The 13,410-nt window shown below is 50.8% G+C and carries 14 protein-coding genes; 4 read left to right on the top strand and 10 right to left on the bottom strand.

Features of this window, described 5'->3' with window-relative positions; genetic code table 11:
- The first annotated feature begins 55 nt into the window (after window positions 1–55).
- Window positions 56–682, top strand: coding sequence for a GyrI-like domain-containing protein (locus NYE29_RS22270; protein WP_076109773.1), 627 nt, complete (start codon window positions 56–58; stop codon window positions 680–682).
- A 135-nt stretch (window positions 683–817) separates the two neighbouring features.
- Here NYE29_RS22270 and NYE29_RS22265 read toward each other — a convergent pair whose 3' ends face one another.
- The 10 genes from NYE29_RS22265 to NYE29_RS22220 all read right to left on the bottom strand — a co-directional run bounded on the left by NYE29_RS22265 (window position 818) and on the right by NYE29_RS22220 (window position 10,633).
- Window positions 818–1,492: a bactofilin gene (locus NYE29_RS22265; RefSeq protein ID WP_340897522.1), complete on the bottom strand. Its 675-nt coding sequence runs from the start codon at window positions 1,490–1,492 to the stop codon at window positions 818–820.
- A complete protein-coding gene (locus NYE29_RS22260) occupies window positions 1,485–2,174 on the bottom strand; it encodes a hypothetical protein (protein ID WP_340897520.1) in 690 nt (229 codons plus the stop codon). Before NYE29_RS22260 ends, NYE29_RS22265 begins: the two co-directional genes overlap by 8 nt.
- A 13-nt stretch (window positions 2,175–2,187) precedes the next feature.
- Entirely contained in the window at window positions 2,188–2,820 is a 633-nt protein-coding gene (locus NYE29_RS22255; protein ID WP_076109775.1) for a YhbD family protein, read from the bottom strand.
- A gap of 184 nt (window positions 2,821–3,004) precedes the next feature.
- On the bottom strand, window positions 3,005–3,619 hold the full coding sequence (locus NYE29_RS22250; RefSeq protein WP_038594264.1) for a 50S ribosomal protein L25: 615 nt from the start codon (window positions 3,617–3,619) through the stop codon (window positions 3,005–3,007).
- A gap of 211 nt (window positions 3,620–3,830) precedes the next feature.
- Window positions 3,831–4,796, bottom strand: coding sequence for an ABC transporter ATP-binding protein (locus NYE29_RS22245; protein WP_340897517.1), 966 nt, complete (start codon window positions 4,794–4,796; stop codon window positions 3,831–3,833).
- Window positions 4,789–5,772, bottom strand: coding sequence for an ABC transporter ATP-binding protein (locus NYE29_RS22240; protein WP_076109777.1), 984 nt, complete (start codon window positions 5,770–5,772; stop codon window positions 4,789–4,791). Before NYE29_RS22240 ends, NYE29_RS22245 begins: the two co-directional genes overlap by 8 nt.
- Before the next feature lie 14 nt (window positions 5,773–5,786).
- Window positions 5,787–6,647 carry an oligopeptide ABC transporter permease gene (opp4C, locus tag NYE29_RS22235; protein WP_379144776.1) on the bottom strand — a complete coding sequence of 287 codons (861 nt, stop codon included), beginning with the start codon at window positions 6,645–6,647 and terminating at the stop codon, window positions 5,787–5,789.
- A gap of 78 nt (window positions 6,648–6,725) precedes the next feature.
- The gene (locus tag NYE29_RS22230) at window positions 6,726–7,679 is read right to left on the bottom strand and encodes an ABC transporter permease (RefSeq protein ID WP_340897513.1); all 954 of its coding nucleotides are present in this window, start codon (window positions 7,677–7,679) and stop codon (window positions 6,726–6,728) included.
- 61 nt (window positions 7,680–7,740) lie between these two features.
- Window positions 7,741–9,495 carry an ABC transporter substrate-binding protein gene (locus NYE29_RS22225; protein WP_340897511.1) on the bottom strand — a complete coding sequence of 585 codons (1,755 nt, stop codon included), beginning with the start codon at window positions 9,493–9,495 and terminating at the stop codon, window positions 7,741–7,743.
- Between the two features lie 235 nt (window positions 9,496–9,730).
- On the bottom strand, window positions 9,731–10,633 hold the full coding sequence (locus NYE29_RS22220; protein WP_038594282.1) for an ArsR/SmtB family transcription factor: 903 nt from the start codon (window positions 10,631–10,633) through the stop codon (window positions 9,731–9,733).
- A gap of 210 nt (window positions 10,634–10,843) precedes the next feature.
- On the opposite strand from NYE29_RS22220, the gene NYE29_RS22215 reads away from it, so the two are divergent.
- From NYE29_RS22215 to NYE29_RS22205, 3 genes are all read left to right on the top strand, one after another.
- Entirely contained in the window at window positions 10,844–11,137 is a 294-nt protein-coding gene (locus NYE29_RS22215; RefSeq protein WP_445322180.1) for a GNAT family N-acetyltransferase, read from the top strand.
- Window positions 11,138–11,222: 85 nt separating this feature from the next.
- Window positions 11,223–12,074 (top strand): GNAT family N-acetyltransferase, encoded by an 852-nt coding sequence (locus NYE29_RS22210; protein ID WP_340897506.1) that lies wholly within the window; start codon window positions 11,223–11,225, stop codon window positions 12,072–12,074.
- A gap of 220 nt (window positions 12,075–12,294) precedes the next feature.
- The gene (locus NYE29_RS22205) at window positions 12,295–13,365 is read left to right on the top strand and encodes an SDR family oxidoreductase (protein ID WP_340897504.1); all 1,071 of its coding nucleotides are present in this window, start codon (window positions 12,295–12,297) and stop codon (window positions 13,363–13,365) included.
- The last annotated feature ends 45 nt before the right edge of the window (window positions 13,366–13,410 follow it).

Genomic DNA, 13,410 nt, shown 5'->3' with positions numbered 1-13,410 from the left:
TCTAGTTACACATGCTATTCTTAGATTAACACAATCTATTGATGAGGTGATTCCTATGAAATACGAATGGAAAAAGCAGGACAAGGCCCTGTATCTGCCCGCCGTCGAACCAGCAATTCTTACAGTGCCTGCATTTCCTTACTTTATGCTGCAGGGAGAGGGCAATCCGAACAGTGAGACCTTTGCCGATGCTGTAGGTGTACTGTACTCTCTGGCTTACGCGGTAAAGATGCTTCCCAAAAAAGGACCAGCACCTGAGAGCTACTACGATTATACCGTTTTCCCGCTGGAAGGCATTTGGGATCTGAACCCTGAGGGCCGCAAGAAAGCTGTCCTAGACAAAGACGACCTGCTCTATACCTTGATGATCAGGCAGCCTGATTTTGTGACAGCCGATCTTGCGGGTGACATCCTGGAGAAGCTGAAGACTACCAAACCGCATCCACTTCTGCATAAAGCCGCCTTCGGAAGCTCCGAAGACGGCCTAAGTGTGCAAATGCTTCATCTGGGCTCTTACGATGAGGAGCCGCAGAGCTTCGCGCGGATGGAACAATATTGTTCCGAACATGACTTGCAGCGGGTTGCCCACACCCACAGGGAAATCTATATTTCAGATGCCCGCAGAACAGCGCCGGAGAAGCTGAAGACCGTCCTTCGCTTTCAGGTATCCCGGCAAGCTTAGTGCCGGGGCTGCCGCAAAGCCTGCTGCGGAATGTCCAGACTGACAGAACAAGTGGCAGCATACTCTGTTCTTCAGCCTGCGGCATCCGGCTTCTGGCTTCTGGCGTCTCATGCAACAGGCGGTGTATCCGGCGGCTTACTTCGTAACCTTCACCTGCTGCTTCACGGTGGCACTCTTATGAATTTCCAGCTTGCTGCGGTATTCCACGATCCCGATTTCGCAATCTGCACCAATGATGACGTTTTCCCCCCGCACCACTTCTGCACAGGTATTTTGAATGTCTACCTGGTCTCCTTCAATCACCCGTGCAGTGAACAGAATCCCCTTCGGCTGAACCTGTTTCAGCAGAGCCCCCGCCTTGCTGCGCTTGATGGTAATGCTGCCTCCCCCGACTTCTGACGATCGGCTGGGTCCAAACAGCACAAGCTCCAGATTGTCTGCATTCAGCAGCCTGCCTACCCTAAGCGCACCGGTCATTTGCAGCTTCTCCGCTTCGCAATCTCCAGACACCTCCAGATCGCCGCTCAACTTGAATCGTTCAGCGCTTAAGCTGCCACACTTTATCTCCCCTTGTCCGTGCAGGGCTCCTGCCGTAAGCCGCTCTTTCACTTCAATTTCACCGGTGAGCTTCAACTTCTCCGTCCGCAGACTACCAGAAATCCCGCTGTTCCCGGTCAAAGAAAAGCTCAGGCAATCCACATCTCCGGCAAACTTGCCTTCACCGGTCACCTTCACATCGAGAAAGCATCCGCCCATAGACGATGAAGTTCCAAGAATTTTCAGATTATTGCGCTCAGCATCATTACTCACCGTACTTCTCCACCTTTCTCACACTTGAACCAGGATGCACTTTCAGTTCCGAGCGGTATTCCAGCCGCCCGATCCTGCAGCCTATTCCGATTATGACCTTGTCGCCCCGCACAATATCCGCTGTCGTATTTTCCAGTTCAAGATAGTCGCCTTCAATGACCTTGGCAAGCAGCTCAGTTCTAAACCGTGGAATTAACCCGCCCAGCAGTTTGCTCACAAGATGTGAATCCCTCTGCCGGACAATCAGGCTCTCCACACCGATCTCATCCGCCTTGCTTTGCCCCTCAAGAGTGAAATCCATATATCCCGCACTAAGTAAGCCGATTACTGTAAAACTACCCTCACCCTCAAAACGCTCCAGCTCGCAGCTTCCTGTTACACGGATCATCCCGTTCAGGATACAGTTCTCGCCGCGCAGGGGGCCGTCTATCGTGACCATTCCGTCTAGCTGCATTCTCACGGACTCCAGACTGCCGTTGATTTTGAGCTTTCCATTCACGTCCATTTCTTCTGCTGAAAGATCCCCGTTCATCTGTATAACCCCGTTGCCCTTGAAATTCCGCGCCAGAACCGGCCCGTTCACCCGGCTTACTCCGTCCAAATTAACGTTGTTATAGGTCCCGCCTGCGGCGCCGCTCACTCCGGCCATCTGCAAATCCGGCAGTTGTTTATCAATAAGCATTAACCATTCCTCCTTAATTCACTTTGCCCTTCAGCTGTTCCAGCAAATCCGTGAAAGCGAGTCTGCTAACAAGCCTTACACCCTCATCAAAAACCAGATCGGCTGGAGATGCAGCGAGCAGGAACATACTGACGCCCATTTTGCGGACAAAAAACAGCTCCCAGCTCTTCCCCTCGAACCTCTGCGTATTCACCGTCAGTGTATAGAACAGCCTGTCGGCTTCCTCCAGATTCACCTCGCCTTTGCTAAGCAAGAGGTCAACGGCAAATAGATGTACAATCTGCTCAAAGGCATATTCCTGATCTCCGCCTCCGTCCAACCCTCCGAATCTGTCCAGGGTCAAGCTCGAAACAATGTTACGTTCTAACAATTGCTTCGCCGTCAATGACAGCTTGTAGAGGGTTGAAGTATCACCTAACCTGTCTGCCAGCTCATCCAGTGAAAGATCATCCTTCATGTGGATAATATTATGGATCCGACCCAGAATTCTGTCTTTCGGAAAAAAGGTTTCCTGCCCGGTAAACGTAGATTTGCGGATAAACCACTCCTCGGGAATCAGCTGTTTCCGTTTCCAGCGGTACAGCTGCCCGTAAGAAATGCCGGTCAGCTCCAGCAGATCCTTCTTGGAGATCAAATCCTCTTCCATCTTGATCACTCCTTGAAATGATCGTAACATAACACTGTTACGTTGTAAATTATGAAACAACAAATTCCCCACCCCCTTACCAAGTCACATCAGCCAAATCATTGCACGCAAAAGGAGCAGACAGCTCCTTGTTAAGGGAATGTCTGCTCCTATTTAAACTAAATCTTCAAGTCCGCTAAGTAGCTTATTCTTCCGTCTTGCCCTCTTCGGAAGCCACGGCTGCTGCCGGTTCGGCAGTATCCGTATCCGTCGGCTCTTCAGCAGCGACAGGAGGCGAAATTCGTACGATCAGTGTATCCTCTGGTGTCAATACTTCCCAGCCTTCATGCTTCGGCAGATCGGAAACCAGTAATTGATCGCCAATATCAAGGCCGCTGATATCTACTTCAAAGGTCGCAGTCAGCTTGTCCGGCAAGGTGCGGATATCCAGCTCATAGAGCTCCACCTGCTGACTGCCGCCGCTCTTGACGCCGACAGGATCACCGGTGAAGTGGAAAGCAACCTTGGTGTCCAGCTCAGCCTTCATATCAATCTGATGCAGGTCCACATGCAGCAACTTGCGTGAAAGCGGCTGACGCTGCACTTCCTGGATCACCACATTCTTGGAGCCGGAATCCGGCAGTTCTACCTTGAGAATCGCCCGCGGGTTCTTGCCGAGAATTTCGTTCAATGTCTTCGCATCCGCTGTAAAGGATTGGCTATCTGAACCTGCACCGTAGACGACAACCGGTACAAAGCCTTTGCTCCGCTGTGAAGAGGTCGAGCCGGATCTTTCAGTCAAACGTACTGTGGTATTCATGATATTTCCTCCTAAAAGTTTTGTCAGCTTGGGCTGCAATGAATTACTACGAACAACTGACTTAAGTATTAAAAAAACAAGACCAATTAGATGTATAGGTCTAATCAGTCTATTATTAACCATATTTACCTGCTGTGGAAACAGTATAGCACTGCCAGTACACCAAGTCAAAATCGGTAAATATTCTATTATAATACATATTTATAAGAAGTTATGCCAAATGACACGCTACATAATGGCCTCCGCCGGCATCGCGGAACACCGGAATCTGCGCCTTGCAGACCTCCACGGCAAACGGACAGCGGGTATGGAATTTGCAGCCGGAAGGCGGGTTTGCAGGGCTCGGAATATCGCCTTGCAGCACGATCCGCTCCCGCTTCAGCTTCGGAATCGGAACAGGAACCGCCGAAAGCAGCGCCTTGGTATATGGATGCAGCGGATGGCGGAACAATTCGTCCCTAGCCGCGGTCTCCACCATGGAGCCCAGATACATCACACCGATCCGGGAGCATAAATGCTCCACTACGCTGAGATCGTGGGAAATAAACAAATAGGCCAGTCCCTTACTCTGCTGCAGCTTGCTGAACAAATTGATGATCTGGGCCTGAATGGACACATCCAGTGCCGAGACCGGCTCATCGGCTATGATGAGGTCAGGATTCAGGATCAGCGCCCGCGCAATTCCGATCCGCTGGCGCTGGCCGCCGGAGAACTCATGCGGGAAGCGGTCGATATGATAGGAGGACAAGCCGCAGGCTTCAAGCGCATCCAGCACCAGCCCCCGGACCTCCGCTTTGGAGCATAGTCCGTGATCCAGCAGAGCTTCGCCGATGGCGTCACCAACCCGGACTCTGGGATTAAGTGCGCTGTAGGGGTCCTGAAAAATCAGCTGCATCCGGGGCCGCAGCTGGCGCATCTCAGCGGGTGAAAGGCTGTAAATGTCCACACCCTTAAACTTAACCTCTCCGGCTGTTTTTTCGGTCAGCCGCAGAATGGTCCGGCCTACCGTACTTTTGCCGCTGCCGGATTCCCCGACAAGTCCGAAGGTCTCGCCCGGCTGAAGCCGGATGCTGATATCGTCCACGGCTTTAACATGTCCTACCGTACGGCTCAGCAGACCTTGCGTGACCGGAAAATACTTCTTCAAATGATTAACTTCAAGCAGTGCCTCAGACATGGACTTCCGCCTCCTCATACAGCCAGCAGGATACTTTTTGCCCGCTGCCCGTCTCCTGGAGCTGCGGCTGGCGGCTGCGGCAGACCGGCATACAGTGCTCACAGCGGTCATGGAAATAACAAGACGGAGTCAGCGTAAGCGGATTAGGCACCTGCCCCGGGATTGAATACAGCTCCTCTTGACGTTGGCCCATCACAGGCTTTGACTTCAGCAGACCTCTTGTGTAAGGATGCTTGGGATTCTTAAAAAGTTCGACAACCTCGCCCTCCTCGACGATTTTGCCGGAATACATCACAATCACGTAGTCAGCCATCTCTGCCACGACCCCAAGGTCATGGGTGATTAGCAGGATCGACATTTTGGAGCTTTCCTTGAACCCGCGCAGCATATCCAGAATTTGCGCCTGGATCGTAACATCCAGCGCCGTAGTCGGCTCATCGGCTATCAGCAGCTTCGGATTGCAGGAAATAGCGATGGCGATCATGATCCGCTGCAGCATTCCCCCGCTCAGCTCATGAGGGTAACTGTCGGCAATCTGCTCTGGCCGGGAGATCCCCACTTGCTGGATCAGCTCAATCGCCCGCAGCCGGGCTTCTTTTTTCTTCATTTTCAAATGAACAATCAGCGGCTCCATAATCTGCTCCCCGATCTTCATTACCGGATTGAGCGATGACATCGGTTCCTGAAAGATCATGGCAATCTCGTTGCCGCGGATCGCCCGCAATGTATTTTGGTCGAGCTGCAATAAATCTTCTCCCTGAAAATCTATACTTCCTCCGGCAACCCGCCCTCCGGGCTTCTCTACCAGTCCCATAATCGACATGGCGGTTACGCTTTTGCCGCAGCCGGATTCCCCGACAATGCAGACCGTTTCCCCTTCGCGTACCTGGAAGCTTACATCATCAACGGCTGTTACATTCCCTTCCTCTGTGAAGAACTTGGTGCTGAGACCGTCTATCGTCATTAAATCCTTCATCGGATGTTGGACACCTACCTCTTCTGTTTAGGATCAAGCACGTCTCTGAGGCCGTCACCGAATATATTAATGGCAATGACCGTGGCGAATATCGACAGACCCGGCGGAATCCACAGCCAAGGGCGATTCTGGAAATCGATCATATTATTCGCAGCATCAATCATGTTCCCCCATGTCGGCGTCGGCGGCATAACCCCCAAGCCGAAAAAGCTGAGTACGGATTCGCTGAGGATCGCTCCGCCGATGTTAAGCGTCGCCATCACGATCAGCAGTGGAACAATGTTCGGAAGCAGATGGTTGAACAGCTTTCGGCGGTCGCTAAGCCCCAGCACTACCGCAGCCTGCATGAATTCGCGTTCCCGCAGGCTGAGCATTTGGCCTCTCACCATCCGTGCCAGACCCGGCCAGTTCACGATACTCAGCATAAGCATAACAATATACATCCGGTAGTCCGTCGGAATCTTCCATTCCGACAGCAACGCACCGAAGATGAACAGCAGCGGCAGACTGGGAATCGTCATCAGCAGATCCGCAATACGCATAATGATCTGATCAGCAATTCCGCGGTAATAACCGGCTATCGCCCCCAGAAGGGCGCCGAGAAATACGGACAATACCATCGAAGCAAGTCCGACCGTAAGCGAGATGCGTCCGGCCTGCATCACCCGCGTCAGTATATCGCGGCCCAGCGCATCCGTTCCCAGCCAATGCTTGAGATTCGGTGCTTTATTCATCATGGCCATATTGATTTTGTTATCTGTATACGGCGAGAACAAAGGTCCGATAAAACAAAGAACAAACATAAATACAACGACTACAAAACCGGATACCGCCAGCTTGTTATGAAGCAGTCTCCGTATTGATTGCCGGAACAGTGAAGATTTCTGGACCTTGGCTGCAGGCCTGTGAAGCTCGTTTAAAGTGCTGTTAGCTGCCACAATGTCATCCCCCCTCTATAACCGGACACGCGGATCGGCAACCCGGTACAAAACATCCGAGAGCAGCGTTCCAATCACGGTCAGAATGGCAAGCAGCATCGTAAAGCCCATCAGCAGAGGATAATCTCTCAGCCCGAAGGACTTCATATACAGTTGGCCGATGCCCGGCCAGTTGAAGATCTGCTCGATAATAATCGACCCGCCGAACAGCGCCGGAAGCTCGAAGCCAACGAGCGTAATGGCTGGCAGCAGCGCATTTCTCAGCGCATGGGTGAACAGCACCTTCCGCTCCTTTAAGCCCTTGGCGCGGGCTGTGCGGATATAATCCTGTTTCAGCACATCTATCATATTGCTGCGGAAATACCGGGTTAGTGAGCCCAGCCCAAGCAAGGTCATCACTATAACCGGCAGCGTCATATGACGCACAACATCTTTGAGATATGCCATACCTGCAGCATTGCTGCCTGTGGTCGTCATTCCGCCAGGCGGCAGCCATTTGAAGTCAACCGCCAATATTTTAATCAGGAATAGGCCGATAAAAAAAGACGGAAGCGACATCGCCGCGAATATAGCAATCATCACCAGCGTATCAAACCAGGAGTATTGCTTATAGGCAGAAATCACTCCGATAATGACCGCGATAACCCAGGTCAGAAAGGTTGATACCGCCGCCAGCAAAAAAGAATTCCAGATATAGTCGTTGAACAGCTGAAGCACCGGCTTCTGCTGGGCGAGCGAATATCCGAAATCCCCGTGCAGTGCATTTTTCATCCATATGCCATATCGTTCAAGCACCGGTTTGTTCAGGCCGTAGATCTCCCGCAGCTCCGCCTTGCGTTCTGCAGTCAGCTTGATATTCCCGGTGATAAAGTCCCCCGGCGTAGTAGCATAAAGGCAAAAAATGAGCAGTGATGCCGCAAACAGAATGATGAATATATACAGCAGTCTTTTTGTCAAATAAGTACTCATGATTGGCTCCTTATGGATTCGTCCCCTGCCGTTGCATACCCGGCAGGGGACGAACAGTTAATTATTGCAGAGTCCAGTCCGGCAGGCTGCCGGCAAGCCCGATGAATGGGCTGACCGTAAGATTCTGGATGCGGCCGTTATAGGCGTACACTGTCTTTTTGTAGCTGGTGAAAATGATCGGAAGTTCATCATTTAACAGCTGGTAGAGCTCTTTGTAGACTGCTTTACGCTGTTCGATATCGGTAGTGGCCAGTGCTTTATTGTACAGCTCCAGGAATTTCGGATTTTCGTAATCGTTAATTTCACCGTCGAAGAATTGCATGAATCCGTCAGCCGGATCGGTCAGCATAGGTGTGGAGAAGGATACGAGATCATAATCCCCGCCTTCCACCTTCGAAACCAGCGAGTTAAAATCCGCGAAAATTTCCGGTTGGAACTCAATGCCCAGCGCTTCAAAGTTCTCTTTGGCTACAGCAATAAAGATGTCGGTGTTTTTACTCTTGGAGCCCAGATAGTGAATGCTGAGCGGCTTGCCGTCTTTTTCGCGGATACCGTTCGCACCAACAGTCCAACCGGCCTCATCCAGCAGCTGTTTGGCTTTTTCCGGATCATATTTGTAAGGATTGATGCCCTCTTCCGTATATGACCAGGAGATCGGCGATGCCGGAATATTGGCAATGGAGCCTGCACCCTGGGCAGCGTCCACGTAAATACTCTGACGATCAAGGCCGTAGACTATCGCCTGTCTCACCAGCTTATCCTTGAGCTGCTCATGCTTCAGGTTAACCTGCATGTAGCCGTAAGTGCTCGGTGTATAAGGAATGATATTCACATACCCGAGTCCCTTCAGCTTTTCGATATTTTCTTCTGTGGCACTGAAGGAAGCATAGTCGACTTCTCCTGTCTCCAGGAACTGCCAAACGTCGCCCTCAGAGGTTTTGTAAATGAAATGTTCGGTCTTTGGTTTGCCTTTGAAGTAGTTCTCATTAGCCACCAGCCGAACTTCTTGCCCGGGGATGAATTTCTCCAGCTTGTAAGGACCGTCGCCAAGCGGTTTCTCATGCAGCTTCTTAATGTACTCCAGCTCACCGAATTTGTAGTCCTTGCCATAATAGGCTTTCGACAACACATTGGAGCCAAGTACCACAAGTGCCGTAGCATTTGGCTGCTCCAGCGTTACCGAGATCGTCTGCGGGTCAATAACCTTAATGCCTTCGATGCTTTTGGCAGTACCTTCTTTGTAAGCTTTGCCGCCCTTCACATTGAGCGAAGGCAGCGAGGACCCGCCGTCATAAGTTTTGTCATATTGAATCGTCCAGGTAAAAGCCACATCCTCCGCAGTGAGCGGTGAGCCGTCGCTGAATTTCAGGTCTTTGTGCAAATGGAAGGTGTATGTAAGCTGATCCTCAGACACATCCCAGCTTTCAGCAAGCTCCGGAGCAGGAACACCTTTGTCATCTACCGTTACCAGTGAAGCATAAAGCAGAGAAGAAACGTTGCCGTCATAACCACTTTCCTGGAAATAAGGTGTAAAAGCGCCGCTAGGGTCGGTGAGTCCGACGATTATCGTATCCGTACGGTTCTGGGCAACTGCGGGCAGCTTCGACAAGTCAGTTGCCGTGAAAGGCTCGCTGAGTGCGCCAGCCGGCACGGGTGCCGGTGAAGCTGCCGCTTCGGTTACGCCAGTATCTGCAGAGGCCGTAGCCGGGGTGTCCACAACTTCAGAGTTGTTCGCACTGCCGTTGTCCGAGCAGGCCGACAGCAGCAGTGAACCTGCTATCAGTAAGGTGGACAATAAAATCGTACTTTTTCTCACAAGATCATCTCTTTTCTCTCCATTTTATAAAGACTGATAATTCCTACCCACTAAGTATGATTAATGACCGATAGTTCACATTATAGAAAGTAAATTCTGTTCTGTAAAGAGAGAACTTAAAAATAATTCTCCACAAACAGAATTCACTGGTGTTTTTTCCATTACAAAAAAAGCCAAAGCTTCTCTTCAGTAGAGAATACCTTGGCTTTGTAAAGGATTATAGGGTGTACCGGGTTCAATTCAAATATTTAAAAAGCTGCTCATTCATCCGGTGAATCCCCTCCAGACGGAGGCTGTATGCGGTGACATTCTCCCCTTCGATGTAGGCATGAAGCAGACCGGCACACCGGAGACTGAAAATATGATCATGTACGATCCCTTTGGAGATGCCCGCTTGCTTTACGATTTCTGTGAACGTTTTGCGTTCTCCGCCGACCGATTGAAGAATCTTCAGCCGGCTTTTTTCACCCAGACTGCGTAGAGTCCTGTACATAAATGGAGATATTTCCTCATCTGTGACCATAATTCTCGCTGCATAATGACAAATGGTCAAAGTGCCGAAGTTGTAAATAATGTTGACTGGCTGAAAATGGAACTGCGGGATTAGCACCAGCCTGCGCAGTCCGTCCCCCGGCAAGAAATAGAAACCATTGGTTGTCTTGTTGACAAAATCGGAAGTATTGTTTGTCTTGAGTTCCCTGTTCCGTTCCTTCGTATGCTCCTGCAGCTTAGCGAGAATGGCGGGATCACTGGTGCTGAAGTATTGCCGGTTCCATTCGGTTAACAGGTAGGTCATCCGGCTGCGGAACTGCTCCATCTGGACAGGAAACACACTGACATGCCCGGCAAGGGTTTCGTATATTTCACCGACCGACAGACTTTCCAGCCAGTTCAGCGCACTCTCCACATTTTGTTTGGCCGGACATAAATAGATCAGCAGGTTCAGCAGCTTCCAGTCATTCCCGAGATCTGTTTCCTCCAGTGCACTAAGAAGCCCTGGACTAAGCTTACCTGCCACTTCGGCAGCCCACGGGGTACCCAGATCAATTTTTTTATTGGATTTCTTACAGATAAACGTATGTATGCTGTTTACTAACTCATAAACCGGCTCAAACTGAACCTCTATCTCGTATTCCATGGGCTTTCCTCCTGATGCAACTTCTATTCGTTACAGCGTTAGTGTCTTAATCTTAGGGCATGAAGCAGCGTAAGCGCAAGTCATTCCGCCTCCCCTTCCAGCTGGTGTTAAGTTCTTCCATGAAAACAGGCAGTCATTGTGTACAGTTCTCGCTTTTTCCAAATCAGGGTAGTAAGATAAAGGCATTACATTTAGGCAGGAGTGAAGAATATGGAACTGATTGAACAAGGAGCAGGACGTTTCTATATTGCAGGCGACGGTAAGGACCTTGCTGAGATTACATACAGACTGGAAGAGGCTACAGGAACACTGGTCATTGACCATACCTACGTCTCTGAGGATCTGCGCGGTCAAGGTGCCGGTGAAAAACTTGTACGGGCAGTTGTGGACAAGGCCCGTGAAGAGGATTTGAAGATTGTCCCCGTGTGCTCTTATGCTGCGCATCAATTCAAAAAACATGAGGAGTACTCGGATGTACTCAGCGGAGACGGAAACCGGTCTTAAGACCATGCCCGTTTCCTTAAATACTATGAATCTATGGGAGCTAAAGCTTTATCGCTGAGCGCTCACAACCTTAGGAGGAAACGGTTTGACTACAGCTGACACTTTAAAAGATATAGAAGAATTGCAGCACCGCTGCGAGCAATACGAGGGAATCTCCCTCAAATTGAATTGGGATATGCTGCGGCTGCCTTCAGCGGCCGGCGGGACGGAATGGCTGGTAACCTACGAAGAGGAACTGCTGGTCGGCTTCATCGGACTATACAGCTTCTCCAGCGAAATGGAAATATGCGGCATGGTCCGCCCGGGCTACCGCCGCCGCGGAATCTTCACCTCCCTTTGGATGCGGGCCCAGAGCATTATTAAGCAGAAAAAGGTTACCACACTGCTGCTGAATACGCCCGCCAATTCAGCTTCGGGTTCAGCATTCCTGCAGACATTGCCACTGGTCTTTAATCATGCCGAATACCAGATGAAATGGGATGGAAGCACTTTGCCGCAAGGCTCCGGAGAAGCCAGTTCTGCTGCCGGTACCGTGGTGCTGCGGCCCGCTCGCGAGGACGAGGAATCCATCCTCATTAAGCTGGACAGCGGCGGCTTTAACATGTCGGAAGAGGATGCGGCCGAAGTTTTTGAAATGTATAAACATGAAGGGCTGGAGGAGCATATCATCATTGAAATGAACGGACAGCCTGCCGGTAAGATGCGGCTGTCCACGGAGGATAACGAAACCTGGATTTTCGGATTTACGGTCGACCAAAAGCTGCGCGGACTCGGTATCGGACGCAGTGCACTGCTGCAGACCATCGAGCGGGAGCGGCGCAATTATAACAGTGTGAATCTGGAGGTTTCACTGGACAACCCCAACGCGCTTAAGTTATACGAGAGCTGCGGATTCGTAATTCTTAACAAGCAGGATTACTACCGCTATACCGGCTGAATTCTCTGCCGCTCTAGAGCAGCACAATAGTACAACATACAGCAGCTCCTTGTCGCTTGGCACCCTTCGCCAGCAGCAAGGGGCTTTCTTGATTGCCGGTGAGTCCAGCCCCTTATGTTACCTGCAGGTTCCTATATGACTTCAAAGTGCGTACTATTCATCCCTCCTCCCGCGATCCATACTTGGGGTGTATCCAATACACAGAGAGAGGACAATGAATATGAATTCAAAAGGACATACACCGCAAAAAACAGCCCTTGTTGTCGGAGCAGGCGGCGTGATTGGACGCAATCTGATCGAACATCTCATTACGCTGCCCGAATGGGACATTATCGGCGTGTCACGCCGGGGTGGAGAGAATACTACGCGCATCCGTTACATTTCCGCCGATTTGCTCGACCCCTTGGACGTCCGCCAAAAGTTAGGCAGCCTTTCGGAAGTGACACATATTTTTTACGCAGCCTATCAGGATAAGCCCACCTGGGCTGAGCTTGTCCCCCCAAACCTCGCCATGCTGGTTAACGTAGTAGATGTTATTGAACCGGTGGCCCATGCTCTGCAGCACATCAGTCTTATGCAGGGCTATAAAGTATATGGCGCTCACCTTGGACCTTTCAAAACGCCTGCCAGGGAAACCGATCCCAATCATATGCCGCCGGAATTCAATATTGACCAGCAGAACTTTCTTGAAGAGCGGCAGCAGGGGACAAGATGGACCTGGTCGGCACTGCGACCTTCCGTCGTCGGCGGGTTTGCACTTGGCAATCCTATGAATCTTGCCCTCGTTATTGCCATATATGCCTCCATGTCGAAGGAGCTTGGGTTGCCTTTGCGTTTTCCTGGTAAACCTGGGGCCTATCATAGCTTGCTCGAAATGACTGACGCAGGGCTGCTGGCGAAAGCGACCATATGGGCGGCAACCGATACGCGCTGTGCTAATCAGGCTTTTAATATTACGAACGGCGACCTGTTCCGCTGGAGTGAGATGTGGCCCAAAATCGCCGCGTATTTTAATCTTGAAACGGCTCCGCCTCTTCAGATGTCACTGTCTGTAGTCATGGAGGACAAGGAGACACTGTGGAATAACATGGTAGAGAAGTACGGCTTGGAAAAAAACAGCTATCAGAGCGTATCATCCTGGGCATTCGGGGACTTTGTCTTCTCCTGGGATTACGATTTTTTTGCAGACGGTACCAAAGCACGCCGCTTGGGCTTCCATGAGTTCGTAGAAACGGAGAGTATGTTCATCAATATTTTTGACGGGCTCCGAAAAGCCAAGGTTATCCCTTAAGCAATACTCCCTGTATGTATGATTGCTTTTCTTAAGAGAAACGAC

The sequence above is a fragment of the Paenibacillus sp. FSL M7-1046 genome (assembly GCF_038007405.1).
Taxonomy (GTDB): domain Bacteria; phylum Bacillota; class Bacilli; order Paenibacillales; family Paenibacillaceae; genus Paenibacillus_AQ.
Note: the sequence above shows the minus strand (reverse complement) of the source record. Positions and strands in the feature narration are given on the sequence as shown.

Bases quoted from the DNA above. Each gene is read 5' to 3' on its own strand.
- NYE29_RS22245 (WP_340897517.1), bottom strand. From the start codon at position 4,796: ATGTCTGAGGCACTGCTTGAAGTTAATCATTTGAAGAAGTATTTTCCG.
- NYE29_RS22215 (WP_445322180.1), top strand. From the start codon at position 10,844: ATGGAACTGATTGAACAAGGAGCAGGACGTTTCTATATTGCAGGCGAC.
- NYE29_RS22255 (WP_076109775.1), bottom strand. From the start codon at position 2,820: ATGGAAGAGGATTTGATCTCCAAGAAGGATCTGCTGGAGCTGACCGGC.
- NYE29_RS22220 (WP_038594282.1), bottom strand. From the start codon at position 10,633: ATGGAATACGAGATAGAGGTTCAGTTTGAGCCGGTTTATGAGTTAGTA.
- NYE29_RS22240 (WP_076109777.1), bottom strand. From the start codon at position 5,772: ATGAAGGATTTAATGACGATAGACGGTCTCAGCACCAAGTTCTTCACA.
- NYE29_RS22270 (WP_076109773.1), top strand. From the start codon at position 56: ATGAAATACGAATGGAAAAAGCAGGACAAGGCCCTGTATCTGCCCGCC.
- NYE29_RS22205 (WP_340897504.1), top strand. From the start codon at position 12,295: ATGAATTCAAAAGGACATACACCGCAAAAAACAGCCCTTGTTGTCGGA.
- NYE29_RS22260 (WP_340897520.1), bottom strand. From the start codon at position 2,174: ATGCTTATTGATAAACAACTGCCGGATTTGCAGATGGCCGGAGTGAGC.
- NYE29_RS22250 (WP_038594264.1), bottom strand. From the start codon at position 3,619: ATGAATACCACAGTACGTTTGACTGAAAGATCCGGCTCGACCTCTTCA.
- NYE29_RS22230 (WP_340897513.1), bottom strand. From the start codon at position 7,679: ATGAGTACTTATTTGACAAAAAGACTGCTGTATATATTCATCATTCTG.